Below are 16,764 nucleotides of genomic sequence, written 5' to 3'. Positions count from 1 at the left end.
TAGCGTTAGGCGCTTTGCAAGCAACATTTTCGCAAAGTGCGGCAATAAGAGCGGTGTGCAACGCAACCGCTTACGCCATACATCGCTTGTCAATAAAGAGATGAGTGGGCATAAAAAAACCCCATAAGCTGTGACCAGCTTATGGGGTTTTGCAAATCTATTCTTTTGCTTAATACGGTTAAATCGACTCTGAGAAAAAGACGATAACCACAAAAAGCAAAGAAGTAGTTTTGATTAACGTTTCGAGAATTGTGGACGTTTACGTGCTTTACGTAGGCCCAATTTCTTACGTTCAACTTGACGTGAATCACGAGTCACAAAACCAGCTGCTTTTAGAGCAGGTTTGTTGGCTTCGTCAAGCTCGATCAATGCACGCGTGATGCCGTGGCGAATAGCGCCCGCTTGACCACTGATACCGCCGCCTTTAACCGTAATAAAAAGATCATAAGCAGTAGGTGAGTCAAGTAATTCTAGAGGCTGACGAACAACCATGCGTGAGGTTTCGCGGCTGAAATATTCATCAAGTGGCTTGCCGTTAACAACAATGCTACCAGTACCTTTAGCTAAAAAGACACGAGCAGTAGAAGTTTTGCGGCGACCAGTTCCGTAATTGCGTTCCATAAGTGTATCCTTAGATGTCTAGTGCTTTAGGTTGCTGTGCTTCATGTGGATGTTCAGTACCCGCATATAGTTTCAGCTTCTTGATCATCGCATAGCCAAGAGGACCTTTTGGAAGCATACCCTTAACCGCTTTGTGTAGAACATCTTCAGGCTTATGTGCAAGCAGTTTACTGAAGTTGGTTTCTTTGATACCACCTGGATAGCCACTGTGACGATAGTATTTTTTATCTTGCGCTTTTTTACCCGTTACCGTGATTTTGTCAGCATTGATGACAACAATAAAGTCACCAGTGTCAACGTGCGGCGTAAAAGACGGCTTATGCTTGCCACGTAAGCGAGTAGCGATTTGAGTGGCTAAGCGACCAAGGGTTTTGCCGTCAGCATCTACGACATACCAGTCATGGGTCACTTCAGCTGGTTTTGCACTAAGTGTTTTCATGATAAAACCTTAAAATTAGAATTCGTTGAGAGTTTAGCTGGGAACGGGGCTCTCAAAAAACAGACTGCACATTATAAGCAGTAGCGCCTACGCTTGCAAGCTGCATTGGGGTTTATTTTCGCCTTATATACATTAAACTGCAGCGTTGGCCAGTTTTTTAGCGGTTCTAAACATTTGTAACGTTTGTTAATCGTTTTTATTAACCAAACAATTATGACGATGATAGCTGATAAAGTCCAGCGACAACTTGTCCCACTTTGGTTTGTTTGAGGCAATCAAAGCTGATTGGCGCTTGTATCATTGATGTTTCATTGAATATATTCGCTAGCTGATTCAATTGTGCTGCTAAGTCTTTATCGGCCTCTAAATAAATAAGGGTCGTGGGGCTAATGAGCGACTGGCTGATAAGCGTCGTTAAAATCGGCTGCCACAAATCTTCAGCATAGGGCGGATCGATAAAGACAATATCAAAAGGGCGCGAGACAAGGTGACTTTGCATCAATACTTGCTCTGCGGTGCCATTGATAATCTGATAGGTATCAGCGTCGAGGCGCAACTGCTCAGCGCTTTGCTGCAGCATGTCGCTTTGTGCTCGATTCATCTCGATAAAGGTGCAGTGTGCCGCACCACGAGACAGTGCCTCAAAGCCTAAAACGCCACTACCGGCACAGCTGTCGAGCACGTATGCACCATGAATATCAGCAAGTAACCAATTAAATAGGGTCTCCCGCAGGCGATCAGGGGTCGGACGTAAACCTTCGGCATCGATGAAGCTGACGCTGCGCCGTTTAAACTGTCCACCGATAATACGTACCTGACCGGCAGCCGACGATTTTGCTTGATGAGACGTTTTACGCTTAGTGCTATGCGATGTTGCTACTTTTTTCATGGTCACCGTTCTTATTCTTTATGGGTCTTTATTCGCTCGCTGTCGTGGGTGCTGCCTGCTCTGCTAACGCTGCTTCTTTGTCGCGCAGGGCATCACGCATGACTTTTTCAAAAGCTTTTTGGCGTTTGATGACTTTTAGTTGATCAGCTGTTGGTGGCAATATAGGATCATTTTTGCGTTGTAATACCCAATAGTCAAATAGCGCGCGACCAATAGGTGCTGCCACGGCACTACCGCCGCCACCGTTTTCGACCAACACGGCAAGGGCGATTTGTGGGTCTTCTACTGGCGCAAAACCGTTGAACCACGCATGATCCCAGTGGCGCTTGTCTATCGCAGACTTATCATAACGTTTGCCTTGAGCGATGGATTTTACCTGTGCCGTACCAGTCTTACCCGCGATACGATAGCGCGGCGTATAGATACCACGTCCCGTGCCACCTTTCACCACACTTTCCATCGCATCATGCATGCGTAGCCAATCAGAGGGTTTGCCGTTATAGTCGATTTTGCCATCGGGTTTGGTGATGACCTTGACCTCTGCTGCCCCATCGCTGCTTTTCAACAGATGCGGGGTAATGTGATAGCCCTTGTTGGCAGTCATCGCTGTCGCATTGGCGATCTGTAGCGGCGTGGCTAAGAAATACCCTTGACCGATGCTGACTGAGATCGTCTCACCCGGTAGCCAGCCTTTATCGTACGTGTCTTTTTTCCATTTTGGCGATGGCATAATGCCTGACTTTTCATTGGGCAAGTCAATGCCAGTCTCCTCGCCAAAGCCAAAACGTACCATCCAATCATGCAGACGCTGAATGCCCATCTCATAGGCCAGCTTATAATAGTAGGTATCAACCGACATCACGATAGACTTTTTGAGATCGACTGTGCCGTGACCACCACGTTTCCAATCGCGAAAACGGTGGGTATCTCCGGGCAGACTGAAATAACCAGGATCATAAATAGTGGTGTCCCAATCACGCAGACCGTAATGAATCCCGCCCAAACCTTCAAAAGGCTTGATAGTAGAGCCGGGCGGGTAAGTGCCCTGTAATGCCCGATTATATAGTGGCTGATCCAGATCGTCCCGTAGTGAGCCATAGTCTCTAAACGAGATGCCAGAGATAAAAGGGTTGGGGTCATAGCTTGGATTACTGACAAAGGCCAGTACGTCACCGTTTTGCGGGTCTATCGCCACAATAGCGCCGCGACGACCATCGAGCTGCTGCTGAGCGACGGTTTGTAAACCGTAATCTAAGCTCAGGGTAATATCATTACCTGCAATCGGCGGTTTGGTGTCTAGTTGGCGAATAATATTGCCGTGAGCGTCTGTCTCTACCGATTGGTAGCCCGGTTGTCCAAGTAAAATATCTTCATAAAAATCTTCAATACCGATTTTGCCAATGAGATCCGTGCCCGCATAGCGATCTTTGTCAATGCGCTTGCTTTCTTTGTCGTTGATACGGCCGACGTAACCAATGACGTGGGCGAACAGCTCGTCGTAAGGGTATGAGCGTGTCAACTTGCTCTGGATAGTAACACCGCGAAAGAAAGGCTTGCGCTCGCTGAACTGCGCCAATTGTGCTTCGGTTAAATCGATTTTAATGGTCACTGGATCGTTTTTACTTTTGCTCAGACGTGCCAAAATATCCGTGATGTCTTTATCGGTAAGCTCAAAGATGGGCGCGAGCAAATTTAAGGTACGTTCTGGGTTTTCGACCTCATCAGGGCTGAGCATCGCCGTAAATACAGGCTGATTGTCCGCCAGTATCACCCCATTACGATCATAAATATAACCACGGCTTGGCGGTGCAGATATCAGCTTAATGCGATTGTTGTCTGCCTGTGTCGTATATTTATCATGAGCATAGACTTGCAAATAACCATAGCGTAGTAGCAAACCACTCAGACCCAAAAATATTAGTAGCCCAAAGATAATGATCCGGTGCGCAAAAATACGGTTGACCTGTTCGGTGTCGGAAGCTAGCGGTTTATTCATATAAAATCAGTACTCAGGCGGTCGGCGAAACATCAGAAGCGGGATAAAACGGTGGGATAGTCAGTCTAAGCGCGATGAATATAAAGGATAAGATTAATGATTTCAATCAGATACAGTGCTATGCGCAATCATTAACTTGCAATGACTGGTGTGTTGAATTTCGCTGCAAATTAATCACAAATTATAACAGAACAAATGCGAGGGCGCAGTACTCTGCGATTTATTTTATCGTTGGCATCATGAGTGATTGAGATAAATGGGTTTGAGATATTTACGATTATGAGGATGATTCTTTTACGATTACTTTCACAATACCAGTGAGGCAACAGAACTTGTCATCTCTAGTCACAACTTGGCTAGGGTCGACGTGTGCTAATGAATAGCAAGTATGCTAAAATCAGGCGATTTATTTTATATCGTCAATTCTATATAGCATTGACGCGCTGTCAGAGTCGCGCAGGCTATTATAGAGTATTACTTGCATTGATAGGACTTGCACTTATCTGTCTTATATTCAAAAATATTAAATCAATTAAAAATATTTTAAACCAATTAAAGGTACCTTGAACGAATTAACAGGGTCTTGAACCGGTTGGTTATTAGTAGTTATTTTGGGGGAACGTCTTTTGAGCGTTCTTAATTTGCTAAGCATATTTTATTAGCAACGACAATCATCATGTCAGGGACAAACAAAGTCATGGACGCAACTTCATTGTGGCAAACGATAGCTGAGCACCCAGAGTTTTTTGCCATGCTAACCATCCCACCCGTGACGGCATTCGTCACTTGGATACACGTGTGGATGGCGCTCAAAATGCTGTTTTATCCTGTTAAGTTTTGGGGTATTCGTATTCCGAACTTTCCGTTTTTTGGCCTACCGGGTATCGGCTGGCAAGGTATCGTGCCGCGAAAAGCGGGCAAGATATCTGGGGTAATTGTAGATCAAACGCTCTCTAAGCTCGGTTCGCTTGATGAGTTTTTTAAGGCGATGGAGCCGGATCAAATGGCAGTTTTTATCACTGATACCGTGGATAAAAACCTTGAGCCACTGATTGATGAGATTATGCTCGACCATTCGCCAGCCCTCTGGGGCAACTTGCCCTATGCCTTAAAGCGTCGCGTCTACGCCCAAGCACACAAAGAGTTGCCCAGTATCATGCAGTCGCTGGTGACGGATTTGACTTATCATGTCGAAGACTTGGTCGATATGCGTAAAATGATTGTTAATACCATGGAAAACGATCGGCGCTTAATGGTCGATATGTTTTTGAAGGTAGGCCAAAAAGAGATTAACTTTATTTGGCATATCAGTGCGCTGATTGGATTGGTTTTCGGTATTGTGCAAATGTTCATTTTTTTGGTGGTGCCGCAGCATTGGACCGTACCTTTCTTTGCCGCTATTTGGGGGTTTCTCACCAACTGGATCGCCATTTGGATGGTGTTTAATCCAATAGAGCCGCACTTTATACCGTATGTGAAGTTTTTTGCGCTACAAAGTCGCTTCCCGTTCATTAGGCCGCAGCTGCCGCATATTGGCCAGTATCGTTTTCAGGGCGGCTTTATGAAGCGTCAAGAGGAAGTCTCTGAGGTTTTCGCTGAGATTGTGGTAAAAGATTTGGTGACGCTTGAGAACATCATGAATGAGATGATGTATGGTGACCGTGCTGCACAAACGCGTGAGCTCATGAAGTCGCACTTATATAAAGTGTTAGAATCGCCGGTCATTAGTACGACGTTAAGAGTAGGGCTGGGTCGCCGTGAGTATGGGCAGTTAAAAAATACTATTATTGATAAATCCATCGTCGCGACCATGGTGCCACTACGTGATCCTGAGTTGAATGAAAGCCGTGCCAGTAAGATATTTGGGCTGTTCCGAGATCGTATTCGCGCATTATCGCCAGATGAGTTTCAGAACTTATTACGTCCGGCGTTTCGGGAAGATGAGATGACGCTTATCGTCTTGGGTGGACTGACTGGGTTTTTGGCAGGTTGGTTGCATCTGGTGTTGGTGTTTTTCCCAGCGATGCAGTAGGGCAGTAGGGCAGTAAGTAACTTTTTTTACAGACTTAATAAAAGCACAACCAGTGTAAGACAGCTTCTTTGTATTAATAAATCGTATTAGTACATCACGATAATAGTAGCGGGTTTTATGGGCTTCTATAGCGATTAAAACCTCTGTTTGTAACCGTAAACTATGACCGCATTAAGGACTATATAGCGTTCGCCAGTGGCTAATAAATGCCATCGGCGACTCTTAGATAGTATCCAAGGTAAACAAGGTTAGACCATATGTTAATCACAGAATTGGGTTATTTTGCCTTGCTGGCCGCCTTTATATTGGCGATTTTGCAAGTGGTGTTGCCAACTATTGGCGTCATGCGTGATCACGTTGCTTGGCAGCGTTTGGCACCAAGTTTGGCATGGGCACAGTTTGCTGCCATGATTACCTCATTTGGCGCTTTGATGGCCGGCTTTTATTACAATGACTTTAGCTTGGTCTACGTCACCCAGCATTCTAATACCTTGTTGCCTTGGTACTATAAGCTATCAGCAACGTGGGGCGGGCATGAAGGTTCGTTGTTGTTATGGATGACCATCATGGCCACTTGGTGTGCCTTGGTGTCATACTTTAGCCGTGGTCTGCCGCTGTCGATGCGTGCGCGGGTATTGGTGATATTGGCTGGCGTACAGATGATGATGCTGGCGATGTTAATCTTTACCTCGTCGCCGTTTGATCGTACTTTGCCAAACCTGCCTGTCGATGGCGCGGATCTGAACCCTGTTCTACAAGATTTCGGTCTGATTATTCATCCGCCGATGCTATATATGGGCTATGTGGGCATGGTCGTGCCGTTTGCGTTTTGTATGGCAGCATTATGGGAAGGGCGCTTGGATGCCGTTTGGACGCGTTGGTCGCGTCCATGGGCACTCGCTGCTTGGGGTTTCTTAACCATTGGTATCGCGCTGGGTTCTTGGTGGGCCTATTACGAGCTTGGCTGGGGCGGTTGGTGGTTTTGGGATCCAGTAGAGAACGCGTCACTGATGCCATGGCTTGCCGGTTTGGCATTACTACATTCGTTGGCAGTGACCGAAAAGCGTGGTGTCTTTAAGGCATGGACGATTATGCTGGCGATTTTTGCCTTTGCGCTGAGCTTACTTGGCACGTTCCTAGTACGCTCTGGCGTTATCACTTCGGTGCATTCGTTCGCCGCTGATCCAACTCGTGGCTTAGTCATCTTAGCTATCTTAGGGGTTATTATTGGTGGCGGCCTGTTGATGTTCGCAGTGCGCGGTTGGCGTTTGACGGTCGAGAGTCAGTACCAGCTTATCTCGCGTGAGTCATTCTTAGTCATCAATAACGTCATTATTCTGATTGCTACCTTAGTGGTCTTGCTGGGTACGCTATATCCTATCATTGCTGATTCCTTTAATTTGGGTCAAGTATCGGTAGGCCCTCCTTACTTTAATGCGCTATTTGTCCCCTTAACGTGGTTGTTATTGATTGCGATGGGTATGGGCTCTAATATCCGCTGGAAAAAAGACAAGCGCCCATTACTTGGCGTTGGTATGGTCATAGCTGTTAGCAGCTTAGTATTGGCAGCGATTATTGCTTACTTTGTCCACCCGTCTTCTATGCTCAATATTGGTGTCACTTTGGCCGTTAGTTTTTGGGTATTGTTCTGGATGGTCGTCGACTTTAAAGACAAAACCAAAAATGCACCGAGTTTCTTTAAAGGCTTGGGTCAATTGCGTTTGAGCTACTGGGGTCAGCAAACGGCACATATTGGTGTGTTGATAGCGGTTATCGGCATCGCCTTCACTAGTAGCCTAAGCATCGAGCGTGATGTGGCATTGGGCGAAAATGATAGCGTGCATGTGCAAGGTTATGACTTTACTGTAAAGGATTTTCATGAAGTCAGAGGCAGTAACTTCGATGGTATGCAAGCGGAAGTGGAGGTGACCAAAGACGGTCGCGCAGTGACTACCTTGTATCCTGAAAAGCGTACTTACGTGGTGAGTATGATGCCGATGACTGAGGCGGCAATTGATGCCAGTCTCATGCGTGATGTCTATGTCGCACTTGGCGAACCAATTGCTGAAGACAGCAACCAATGGGCGGTACGTATCTATGTGAAGCCGTTGATTCGTTGGATATGGCTTGGTGCTATTATCATGGCTCTAGGTGGATTGCTAAGTATGCTAGACAAGCGTTATCGCATCAAAAAGCCTAAGACTGTCAGCCAAAATGCGATGGATTCAGCAGGCTTTGTGACTGTAGCAGATGTGGAAGCACCGGCAGTAAAGATGGGGGACAATTAGTATGAGTACGTCAAACAACACCTCTAACCAAAATGCTAATAAGACCATCAATAAAAAGCAGCTAAAGATATGGTTTCTGATTCCGCTCATCGTTTTTGCAGGCTTTGTGGTTATGCTCTATATGCGTTTGGGCCAGCCGACTGAAATCGTCACCAATACTGCTCTTGAGCGTCCGGTACCTGCATTTGAGCTGCCGTTATTGTCAGATACCAGTCGTATTATGACCAACGACAATCTGCCTGATCAGCCGTTTTTGATGAATATTTGGGGCTCTTGGTGTCCCACTTGTATTATCGAGCATCCTTTTTTAATGCAGTTAGAAGAGCGCGGCGTCAATTTGGTTGGCGTCAATTACAAAGATGACATCGGGGATGCGCTAGGATATCTTAACCGCGGCGGCGATCCCTTCTCGATGTCTATTCAGGATTTGTCGGGTCAGTTTGCGTTAGATTTAGGTTTGACGGGAGCACCTGAGACTTTCGTGGTCGATGGTGAAGGGGTTATTCGTCAGCATATTATCGGTGAGATTAATGAGAGTAATTGGCAAAGTCGTATCACGCCTTGTCTCATGGTACTCAACGAAGCCAATAAACGCAATGTCAGTCCCGACCCCAATCAGGTCAAGGAGGCGTGCAAATGATAACGATGCCTATAATGACTATGAAGACAATGACTATGCCGACAAAGCACATGAAAACTCTGACCACAGCATTGGCTAGCTTCATATTTGCGTGTTTGCTAAGTATAAGCCTTGGTATAACTATAAACATGGGCATAAGTATGAGCGCTTATGCCGCCATCGATGTTTACGACTTTGACTCTATACAACAAGAAGCTCAGTATCGAGGTCTCATTGAAGAGTTTCGTTGTCCAAAATGCCAAAATCAAAACCTTGCAGGTTCTGATGCGCCTATTGCCCAAGATTTAAAGCAAAAAACCTACAATATGGTCAAAGATGGTCGGAGTGATACCGAGATTCGCAGTTATATGCAGGAGCGTTATGGCGACTTCATCAGTTATAAACCGCCTGTCCGTCCCTCAACGTGGATACTATGGTTTTTTCCACCATTATTACTCGTGCTTTTAATAGTTGGTTGGTTTTGGCGAAGCAAGCGCCATCAGCGTGTTGCTAGTGGTCAAAGCGGCGTGACGGTAAATAATGGCGCTGCTGCATTGACGGTAGCAGAACAAGCTGAACTTGATCGCCTGTTATCACGTGCTGATAGCAAAGATAGCGTCAACAGAACAGATCATGACATCACCAGCATCGAGGACAAAAAATGACCCTATTTTCTACTGTTGGCTTATTTATTGCCCTAAGCTTACTTATCGCTTTAGTTCTTGGTTTTATCACCATAATGCCGTGGTTAAGAGCCTCACGCGCAACAGATAAGCCCGTGGACAATCAGCTACTCGATATTAATATCGCTGTCTTTCGCGCTCGTCTAGCAGAGCTAAAAACTGATAAGGATGCTGGCACGATTGATGATAGTCATTATCAATCCCAAAAGCTTGAGCTTGAACGTCAGCTTTTAGATGCGCAGCGCGTAGTGACGCCGATGATTGCGCCCGGTATCAAAAGCCGGTTAATCATTGTAGTCTGGGTGCCAGTGTTGGCAGCGATGGCGTATCTGATGGTCGGTGATCGCACGCCTGTATTTGAGCTGTGGGCGGCCGAGGATAAAGTCGGTCAAGTTGCTGATGATTTATTGGCAGGTAGGATTGACCAGCCGCCAGCTTGGGCCATCGAAGATGGTCAACAGTTGATTAGCGCTATGCAGACCAACGTCTATCGCCATGCTGATGATTATAATCGCTGGATGCGCTTGTCCGAGCTGTTCTTATCACTAGAAGCGACAGATTCTGCACTAGAGGCTTTGTCGCGTGCCTATCGCTTAGCGCCCGATAATGAAGAGATTGCGACGACCTATGCGCAGATTAGCTTTTTTGCTAATAAAGGGCAATTAGATGCTAATAGCCGCCGCGTTCTAGAAGGAGTGCTGGCCAAAAATCCACAGCATGAAGGCGCGCAAATGCTCATGGCAATGGGTGAGGCACGCAGTAGTAACTTTGATCAAGCACAAGGCTGGATTACGCGTCTGCGCGCTAGCATTGCAGCAAAGCCAGGGGATCATACGCAAGCGCTGGCCAGCTTGGATGAGCTGAGTGCCAATGTGAGCGCTCAGCAACAACAAGCGTCTGAAGGTATTGACGTTACAATAACCATCAATACTAGCTTGTTACCGTTGGTCAAAGCCGATGATGTCTTGTTTGTAGCGATACGCGATGTCAAAGGTGGTCCGCCGTTTGCTGCTAAGCGTTTGCCAATTAGCGTGATTAAGCAAGGTGAGGTTAATATCAGTCTAAGCGATCTCGATGCCATGATGCCGACACGGACACTAAAATCTGCCCGTGCGGACAAGGTACAGCTGGCCGTCATTGCCCGTATTAGTCACAGCGGTAATGCAGTCGCCGAGTCCGGCGATTTATCAGGTAATCCTGTGGTGATTAGCGCTGAGCAAAATCAGGTCAATGTCGACATTAATCAACAGGTTCCTTAATCTTTATTTCTATGTTTTTTACTTTTGATACCAGCGCTGTTGCCCATCCGAGCAGCGCGCAATAGCATTATTTGAACAGCTAAGTCATGGCAACTTATCGCTGTAATACTGAAAATACTTGAGCTTTGTAAAGCCACAAGGTAAGGTAGCTTTGCAATCAACCAATCTCTGAGTTTTATTTGTCCCAAAATCCCAATTATTAAGGAGAGTCGTGTAATGATGCGTATTATTTTGCTAGGTCCACCAGGCGCCGGTAAAGGTACCCAAGCCCAGTTTATCTCTAAAGAATATGATATTCCGCAGATCTCAACGGGTGATATGCTGCGTGCAGCAATCAAAGAAGGTAGTGAGCTTGGCAAACAAGCCAAAGACATTATGAATGCTGGTGGTTTGGTTTCTGACGATCTCATCATTAACCTAGTGAAAGAACGTATCGCTAAGCCTGATTGCGCGAATGGTTGTATCTTGGATGGTTTTCCACGTACGATTCCGCAAGCCCAAGCGCTTGCTGATGCAGACGTCGCGATTGATCATGTGATCGAAATCAGTGTCCCTGATGACGAAATCGTCAAGCGCCTATCTGGTCGCCGCCAACATCCAGGCTCAGGTCGCGTCTATCATGTCGATCACAATCCACCAAAGGTCGAGGGTATCGACGACGTGACTGGCGAAGCGCTTATCCAGCGTGAAGATGACAAAGAGTCGACCATTCGTGATCGCTTAGCGACTTATCATGAGCAAACGTCAACGCTGGTTGGTTTTTACCAAGCCAAAGCTAATGAAGGCGGCGATGTTGGTAGTGCGGCGCCTAACTATGACAAATTCGATGGCACCCAAGGCATTGATGACGTAAAGCAACAGATCTTATCTGCCTTAAAAGGCTAATTGAGCCTAACGCTTGCTTGCTAATTTTATAGAAATAACGTGATTGAAGACCCTGCTGATTGGCGGGGTTTTTTATGGCTAAAAATTAACAATGATAAAACTGGCTGAAAATAATCAAGACCAAGCCATAAAAAAAGCCGCTTACTCATGACGAGTAGACGGCTTTCTTATAACTCATTTTTGCTCAAATACTTACGCGTTACCTTGAGCATCTACTTGTGCTTGCTGTTGGCTCTGTGCGTAAGCTTGGTCAAAGTTGACAGGGGCTAGTAGCAATTGCGGGAAGCTACCACGTGTCACGATGTCACTGATGACTTCACGAGCATATGGGAATAGCACGTTCGGACAGTATGCACCTAGGATTTGACCGATTTGATCTTCTGGAATGTCTTTTAGCAAGAAAATACCCGCTTGATGCACCTCAGCGATAAATGCCGCTTCTTCTACATTTTTTGCAGTAACGCTAACGGTCAAAATCACTTGATAATGATCGTCGTCTAGCTTTTCAGCATTGCTTGATAGATTGATATCAAGCTCAGGGTTCCACTCTTTGGTGAATACGCCTGCGCCTGGTACTTCAAGTGACATGTCTTTGACATAGATGCGCTCTAGTGCCAATTGTGGTTGTGCTTGTTCTTCAGCCATGATAATTCCTCTAAAAGTTAATCAAATGAGTGGGCAAACAATAATTGTAATATAAATCGAGACTATGTTTCGAAGTTATTTTGAAGTTATTTCGATATGATCTCGATGTTTTTTACCAATATTTTTTATTTGCCATTGTCTCTCTTTATGCACGTTATACATGCGGTATTTGCACCTGCGATTCTGACACAGGTGGTTTTCACCAACGTAAAGATAGCACAGGTAAAGAGAGACCGTCAGCAAAGTTAGCAGATTAACCTGCTAATAGCTCGTCAAGTTTGCCCTGTTGATTCATTTGATTCAGCTCATCAAACCCACCGACGAAAGTGTCACCGACGAAAATCTGTGGCACAGTGCGGTAGTTATTGGTTTTTTTCATTAGCGCTTGGCGTTCTTCGCTGCTGATGTCATGCATGCCGACTTCTTCGTAATCAACGCCTTTAGATTTTAGTAGTTGTTTGGCGTTTGAGCAGTAAGGGCAGATAGGGGTGGTATAAACTTTAACAGATACAGTCATGGTAAATCCTTATTTATTGGTTTTTGGCGACAGTTTTATTATAAACACTCATGTTATAAAAAATATTATAATCCGTCACCAACGAGTAAATGGCAAATGTAATTGCGTATGCTCATTATAAAGTGGGGATGGGTAGGATAAATTCAAGCCAATCCAGTCCAAAAGCTGTGACAGTAGCGTAAATGCCACACAAAAAAAGACACCCAATAAAGAAGTGTCTTTTTTCGAATTTTGCGCTACTAGCAGTGAGAACGAGCGCGTAGGCTAAACAAGCTATTTAATTCAGTAATTTTAAGCAAGTTATGCAAACTACTTATGCAAGCTCGGTTTTGCCTTGCCTTTATTTTTAGACTTGGCATCTTTTACACCGACCAATGGCATGCCAGCACTTTGCCAACCGCCCACACCGCCTTCTAAGCGGTAAACACTGTCTTTGCCAATCATTTGGATGGCTGCGCCTGCTTGCACGCCCATATCGCAAATGATGATGACTGGCTGCTCAATTGCACGAATCTCTTCGATGCGGTCTTTGAGGTCAGTAAAAGGTATGTTGCGGCTGCCTTGGATATAACCGGTCTCAAACTTCTTTTTGGCGCGAATATCGATAAGCTGCGCGTTTTGCGAGTTCACCATCATCCCAAGGCTATTGGGCGATATTTTCTTACCGCTACGTTTGTTTTCGATGGCAAAGAACAGTACGGCAAGTACGGCCAATATGCCAAATAAAAACGGGTGGTTGCCCACAAATTCTAGCGCACGATCCAAAACATACCTCCAAAAATAAGTGTTCTATTAAGCTGAGAAGACAGCCTAACGATTGCGAACAAGGCGCTATTATACCGATAAGGCCATCTATAGTAAACGTGTGATGCTCAACCTAGGGTTCAGCGCTTAATAAGACAATGTATGAGTAAGACAATGCTTAATAAGGCTTAGTGTCCGCTTCTTCTCTTAACGTGACCAAGTTCTCAACGCGGCGCTGCAACACTTCACCATCAGCGACCGCTTGCCATAACGCGCAGCCTTTGCTGTTGTGAGTGTGCCGACAATCACGGAACTGGCAATCACCTGCCAGTGGCGCAAGCTCCACAAAGCCTGAAATGATATCATCTGGCGTCAAATGCCAAATGCCATATTCGCGAATACCTGGGGTATCAACGATTCCGCCTTGGGTTAAATCTTCGGGCTGGAAGGGTAACAAGCGGCTCGTAGTGGTGGTATGTTGACCAAGCTTTGAGTTCTCCGAGATGATATTGACGATTTGCCCAGAGGCTGGTAATAGCGCATTGATTAAGCTGCTTTTACCGACACCAGACTGACCCGCAAAAATCACCAATTTTTTATCGATGTAGCGCTTTAGCTCATCTAACCCTTCTTGCTCATCGCTATCAGCAATATTTTCTGGGCAGTCAACAGAGGTCAATACACTTTCATAACCAAGCGCCGCATATTGCGCCAATAATTCACTAGTATCGACGCCGTTTTCTTGCGCCAGTAAATCAGCTTTATTAAGGACGAGTAGAGGTCTTACACCCGCATGATGACAAACGACCAAATAGCGATCAATGAGGGTCGGTGCAGCAGCAGGTAGCGGCGCAAACACAATGGCGAGAATATCGACATTGGCAGCGACGGGTTTGAGCTTATGATAACGGTCAGGACGCGAAACCAGCGAGGTGCGCGGTTTGACGGATTCGATACGTCCAAAGCCAGTGTTAGGGTCGGCGTTCCAGCGTACTTGGTCACCAGCGGCCAACATCGGCAAGTTGGTACGTACGTGACAACGCCAAATATCGCCTAGCCCCAGCTCCTGCCAAAACGGCTCAGGGTCGTCAGGCGCAACCTCCGGCTGCACTGGAATGACAGCGGGCAAGCTGGTCACTTGTACTTCTAATTGCTTACCATAATGCGCCATGACCACGCCATCCATCAAACTGTCATCGATGCTGTCTTGACTGTCCAGCTGTTGTTTGTCGATGCGACGAATCTGTTGTTTAGTCAGCTTGCGTTGCCGGATTAATGCCATGGGAGTGTGACCTATTAAAAAAATATTGCTAAGTGTAGCGTGAAAATTTGCTAACATACAGCCTAAAGCGCTTGTGCCAGACAGTGGTTTTGTAATGTTTGAGTTTTTTTAGGCGTTACGAGCTAATAGGCGCATCGCCATGTCATTTGCACATTGCCAGCTATTGATGATTTATTTAAGTAACATTGCTACAAAATTGTCTCAGCTGCAAAACTGTCTCAAACTTTATTGACCATAGGATATTTTATGACTACCGGCGACCATCCCAATAAAATCAAAATCAAAAATCAAGGTAAAAAAGGGTTGGTATGGATTGACCTAGAAATGACCGGACTTGATACCATCAACGATGAAATCATCGAGATTGCTACCGTGGTGACGGATGAGGATCTCAATGTCCTTGCCGAAGGGCCTGTGTTTGCGATCAAGGTATCGGATCAAGTGTTAAATAAAATGGATGACTGGAATACCAAGCAACATGGCCAATCAGGCTTGGTTGACCGTGTACGCCGTAGTACCGTGACCTTGGCAGAAGCAGAAGCTGAAACCATTAAGTTCCTTAATAAATGGGTCGATAGTGGTAAGTCGCCCATGTGTGGTAACTCAATCTGCCAAGATCGCCGCTTTATGGCGCGTCAAATGCCAGAGCTTGAGCGATTTTTCCACTATCGCAACCTGGATGTCTCATCGATTAAAGAGCTGTGCTTTCGCTGGCGTCCTGATATTCTCAGAAATTTTGAAAAAGGTGGCAGTCATTTAGCCTTAGACGATATTCGCGATTCTATCCGTGAGCTAAAACATTATCGTCAGCATTTCTTTAAACTCATGCCTTAGGATAATGGTGAGCAGAATAACGGTTCGCAGAATGTGAAATGTGAAAAGCTATAAAAAAGGGTCTGTTACTTATGCAACAGACCCTTTTTCTTTTAAATGAAGGGTACTTGATGAGGCGAACTCTACACTGAATATTTAAATTCAAACAAGCCAAATTCAGTATTGTTACCTTTAGAATGGTTGCTTGCTGAATCTTCACCTTCTGTCGTAATTGCGCCAACGACCACCACGACTTTGGGTTGACGTTTGTCTTCGTCGAGCAAGCGCCAATCACCAAGAACGTAACGGATTTTGTCATTAGCCGTCTGATGAATATCTGGACGATGAGTATGTCCGTGTAATAGCGCATCGTGATTATTCACTGCGGCTGCCACTGATTTTTCATTAACGTCCATAATATGCGCCGCTTTATTGGCGTTATTTTTTTGACTTTTTTTACGCATGTTCTCTGCGATAGCCAGGCGTTTTTTTAGCGGTTTATTCAGCAAATACCACTGGATTAACGGGTTACGCATCACTTTGCGAAAAAACTGATATTTCTTATCATCAGTACATAGCGCGTCGCCATGCTCTAAGCGATAATTCTGCTGTCCAACCGCTACAGGGTAAGGCTCGTTAATCAGCTCACCGCCAAATAAATTGCAAAATGGCTGCCCTAATAAAAAGTCACGATTACCATGCATGACTAAAATCTCGCAACCTGCGATCCGTAGTTTTTTTAATTTGACAATTAATGGTGTGAGCCAATGGGTTTGACGCTCGTCTTCTGATAAGGACAAATAAACATCATCACCCAGCCAAACCTCAAACCAATCGCCTAAGATAAACAAACGTTTTAACGCAGGCAGAGCAAGGCAATCATCGAGCAGCGCCAAAAAAGCCTGCACTAAGGCAGGCTCTTCCGGTGATAAATGCAAATCGCTAATCAATACTTGCCGCACGCTATGAGGGCGGGTGGTAATTAGGTGGTCAAAACTTTGCATTTATCCTTGTCCTAATGTAGTAAACCAAATATAAACCTATTATGGCGT

Annotated in this window: 16 protein-coding genes; 7 read left to right on the top strand and 9 right to left on the bottom strand. The window is 45.5% G+C overall.

From position 1 onward, the window contains the following. Positions 1-234: 234 nt before the first annotated feature. From rpsI to mrdA, 4 genes are all read right to left on the bottom strand, one after another. Complete coding sequence (gene rpsI, locus HQR03_RS08430) at positions 235-621, bottom strand: 30S ribosomal protein S9 (RefSeq protein ID WP_025652801.1); 387 nt, start codon at positions 619-621, stop codon at positions 235-237. Between the two features lie 10 nt (positions 622-631). Further along, the gene (gene rplM, locus HQR03_RS08425; protein WP_010199223.1) at positions 632-1,060 is read right to left on the bottom strand and encodes a 50S ribosomal protein L13; all 429 of its coding nucleotides are present in this window, start codon (positions 1,058-1,060) and stop codon (positions 632-634) included. A 211-nt stretch (positions 1,061-1,271) separates the two neighbouring features. After that, positions 1,272-1,949: a 16S rRNA (guanine(966)-N(2))-methyltransferase RsmD gene (gene rsmD / locus HQR03_RS08420; protein WP_101211445.1), complete on the bottom strand. Its 678-nt coding sequence runs from the start codon at positions 1,947-1,949 to the stop codon at positions 1,272-1,274. 28 nt (positions 1,950-1,977) lie between these two features. After that, positions 1,978-3,945, bottom strand: coding sequence for a penicillin-binding protein 2 (gene mrdA, locus HQR03_RS08415; protein ID WP_173239860.1), 1,968 nt, complete (start codon positions 3,943-3,945; stop codon positions 1,978-1,980). 697 nt (positions 3,946-4,642) lie between these two features. On the opposite strand from mrdA, the gene HQR03_RS08410 reads away from it, so the two are divergent. From HQR03_RS08410 to adk, 6 genes are all read left to right on the top strand, one after another. Further along, positions 4,643-5,977, top strand: a complete 1,335-nt coding sequence (locus HQR03_RS08410) for a DUF445 domain-containing protein (RefSeq protein WP_173239876.1) — start codon at positions 4,643-4,645, stop codon at positions 5,975-5,977. A 257-nt stretch (positions 5,978-6,234) separates the two neighbouring features. After that, positions 6,235-8,265 (top strand): heme lyase CcmF/NrfE family subunit, encoded by a 2,031-nt coding sequence (locus HQR03_RS08405; protein ID WP_173239859.1) that lies wholly within the window; start codon positions 6,235-6,237, stop codon positions 8,263-8,265. Position 8,266: 1 nt separating this feature from the next. Further along, the gene (locus HQR03_RS08400; protein WP_173239858.1) at positions 8,267-8,905 is read left to right on the top strand and encodes a DsbE family thiol:disulfide interchange protein; all 639 of its coding nucleotides are present in this window, start codon (positions 8,267-8,269) and stop codon (positions 8,903-8,905) included. Between the two features lie 140 nt (positions 8,906-9,045). Further along, a complete protein-coding gene (locus HQR03_RS08395; protein WP_374190022.1) occupies positions 9,046-9,549 on the top strand; it encodes a cytochrome c-type biogenesis protein in 504 nt (167 codons plus the stop codon). Then, positions 9,546-10,826: a c-type cytochrome biogenesis protein CcmI gene (ccmI, locus tag HQR03_RS08390; RefSeq protein ID WP_173239857.1), complete on the top strand. Its 1,281-nt coding sequence runs from the start codon at positions 9,546-9,548 to the stop codon at positions 10,824-10,826. The genes HQR03_RS08395 and ccmI overlap by 4 nt, the downstream gene beginning before the upstream one ends. Before the next feature lie 216 nt (positions 10,827-11,042). Then, the gene (gene adk, locus HQR03_RS08385; RefSeq protein ID WP_173239856.1) at positions 11,043-11,711 is read left to right on the top strand and encodes an adenylate kinase; all 669 of its coding nucleotides are present in this window, start codon (positions 11,043-11,045) and stop codon (positions 11,709-11,711) included. A 192-nt stretch (positions 11,712-11,903) separates the two neighbouring features. Here the strand turns inward: adk and secB are convergent, their stop codons facing one another. The 4 genes from secB to rsgA all read right to left on the bottom strand — a co-directional run bounded on the left by secB (position 11,904) and on the right by rsgA (position 14,899). Then, positions 11,904-12,356, bottom strand: a complete 453-nt coding sequence (gene secB / locus HQR03_RS08380) for a protein-export chaperone SecB (RefSeq protein WP_173239855.1) — start codon at positions 12,354-12,356, stop codon at positions 11,904-11,906. Between the two features lie 253 nt (positions 12,357-12,609). Next, the gene (gene grxC / locus HQR03_RS08375) at positions 12,610-12,873 is read right to left on the bottom strand and encodes a glutaredoxin 3 (protein WP_025652812.1); all 264 of its coding nucleotides are present in this window, start codon (positions 12,871-12,873) and stop codon (positions 12,610-12,612) included. A gap of 309 nt (positions 12,874-13,182) precedes the next feature. After that, positions 13,183-13,638, bottom strand: a complete 456-nt coding sequence (locus HQR03_RS08370) for a rhodanese-like domain-containing protein (protein ID WP_025652813.1) — start codon at positions 13,636-13,638, stop codon at positions 13,183-13,185. 157 nt (positions 13,639-13,795) lie between these two features. Then, on the bottom strand, positions 13,796-14,899 hold the full coding sequence (gene rsgA / locus HQR03_RS08365; protein WP_173239854.1) for a ribosome small subunit-dependent GTPase A: 1,104 nt from the start codon (positions 14,897-14,899) through the stop codon (positions 13,796-13,798). A 246-nt stretch (positions 14,900-15,145) separates the two neighbouring features. Between rsgA and orn the strand changes: the two genes are divergently transcribed. Then, entirely contained in the window at positions 15,146-15,733 is a 588-nt protein-coding gene (gene orn / locus HQR03_RS08360) for an oligoribonuclease (RefSeq protein WP_025652815.1), read from the top strand. Between the two features lie 122 nt (positions 15,734-15,855). Here orn and HQR03_RS08355 read toward each other — a convergent pair whose 3' ends face one another. Beyond that, positions 15,856-16,716: a UDP-2,3-diacylglucosamine diphosphatase gene (locus tag HQR03_RS08355; protein WP_173239853.1), complete on the bottom strand. Its 861-nt coding sequence runs from the start codon at positions 16,714-16,716 to the stop codon at positions 15,856-15,858. Positions 16,717-16,764 lie beyond the last annotated feature (48 nt).

Origin of the sequence: Psychrobacter okhotskensis, from assembly GCF_013248965.1 — a bacterium.
Lineage (GTDB): Bacteria > Pseudomonadota > Gammaproteobacteria > Pseudomonadales > Moraxellaceae > Psychrobacter > Psychrobacter okhotskensis.
The sequence above is the reverse complement of the archived record's forward strand: the minus strand, read 5'-3'. Positions and strand labels throughout refer to the sequence as shown.

Coding starts and splice junctions, on each gene's coding strand:
- rpsI (WP_025652801.1), bottom strand. CDS start 621: ATGGAACGCAATTACGGAACTGGTCGCCGCAAAACTTCTACTGCTCGT.
- rplM (WP_010199223.1), bottom strand. CDS start 1,060: ATGAAAACACTTAGTGCAAAACCAGCTGAAGTGACCCATGACTGGTAT.
- orn (WP_025652815.1), top strand. CDS start 15,146: ATGACTACCGGCGACCATCCCAATAAAATCAAAATCAAAAATCAAGGT.
- HQR03_RS08405 (WP_173239859.1), top strand. CDS start 6,235: ATGTTAATCACAGAATTGGGTTATTTTGCCTTGCTGGCCGCCTTTATA.
- HQR03_RS08355 (WP_173239853.1), bottom strand. CDS start 16,716: ATGCAAAGTTTTGACCACCTAATTACCACCCGCCCTCATAGCGTGCGG.
- secB (WP_173239855.1), bottom strand. CDS start 12,356: ATGGCTGAAGAACAAGCACAACCACAATTGGCACTAGAGCGCATCTAT.
- HQR03_RS08410 (WP_173239876.1), top strand. CDS start 4,643: ATGGACGCAACTTCATTGTGGCAAACGATAGCTGAGCACCCAGAGTTT.
- rsgA (WP_173239854.1), bottom strand. CDS start 14,899: ATGGCATTAATCCGGCAACGCAAGCTGACTAAACAACAGATTCGTCGC.
- grxC (WP_025652812.1), bottom strand. CDS start 12,873: ATGACTGTATCTGTTAAAGTTTATACCACCCCTATCTGCCCTTACTGC.
- adk (WP_173239856.1), top strand. CDS start 11,043: ATGATGCGTATTATTTTGCTAGGTCCACCAGGCGCCGGTAAAGGTACC.
- HQR03_RS08400 (WP_173239858.1), top strand. CDS start 8,267: ATGAGTACGTCAAACAACACCTCTAACCAAAATGCTAATAAGACCATC.
- HQR03_RS08395 (WP_374190022.1), top strand. CDS start 9,046: ATGAGCGCTTATGCCGCCATCGATGTTTACGACTTTGACTCTATACAA.
- mrdA (WP_173239860.1), bottom strand. CDS start 3,945: ATGAATAAACCGCTAGCTTCCGACACCGAACAGGTCAACCGTATTTTT.
- ccmI (WP_173239857.1), top strand. CDS start 9,546: ATGACCCTATTTTCTACTGTTGGCTTATTTATTGCCCTAAGCTTACTT.
- rsmD (WP_101211445.1), bottom strand. CDS start 1,949: ATGAAAAAAGTAGCAACATCGCATAGCACTAAGCGTAAAACGTCTCAT.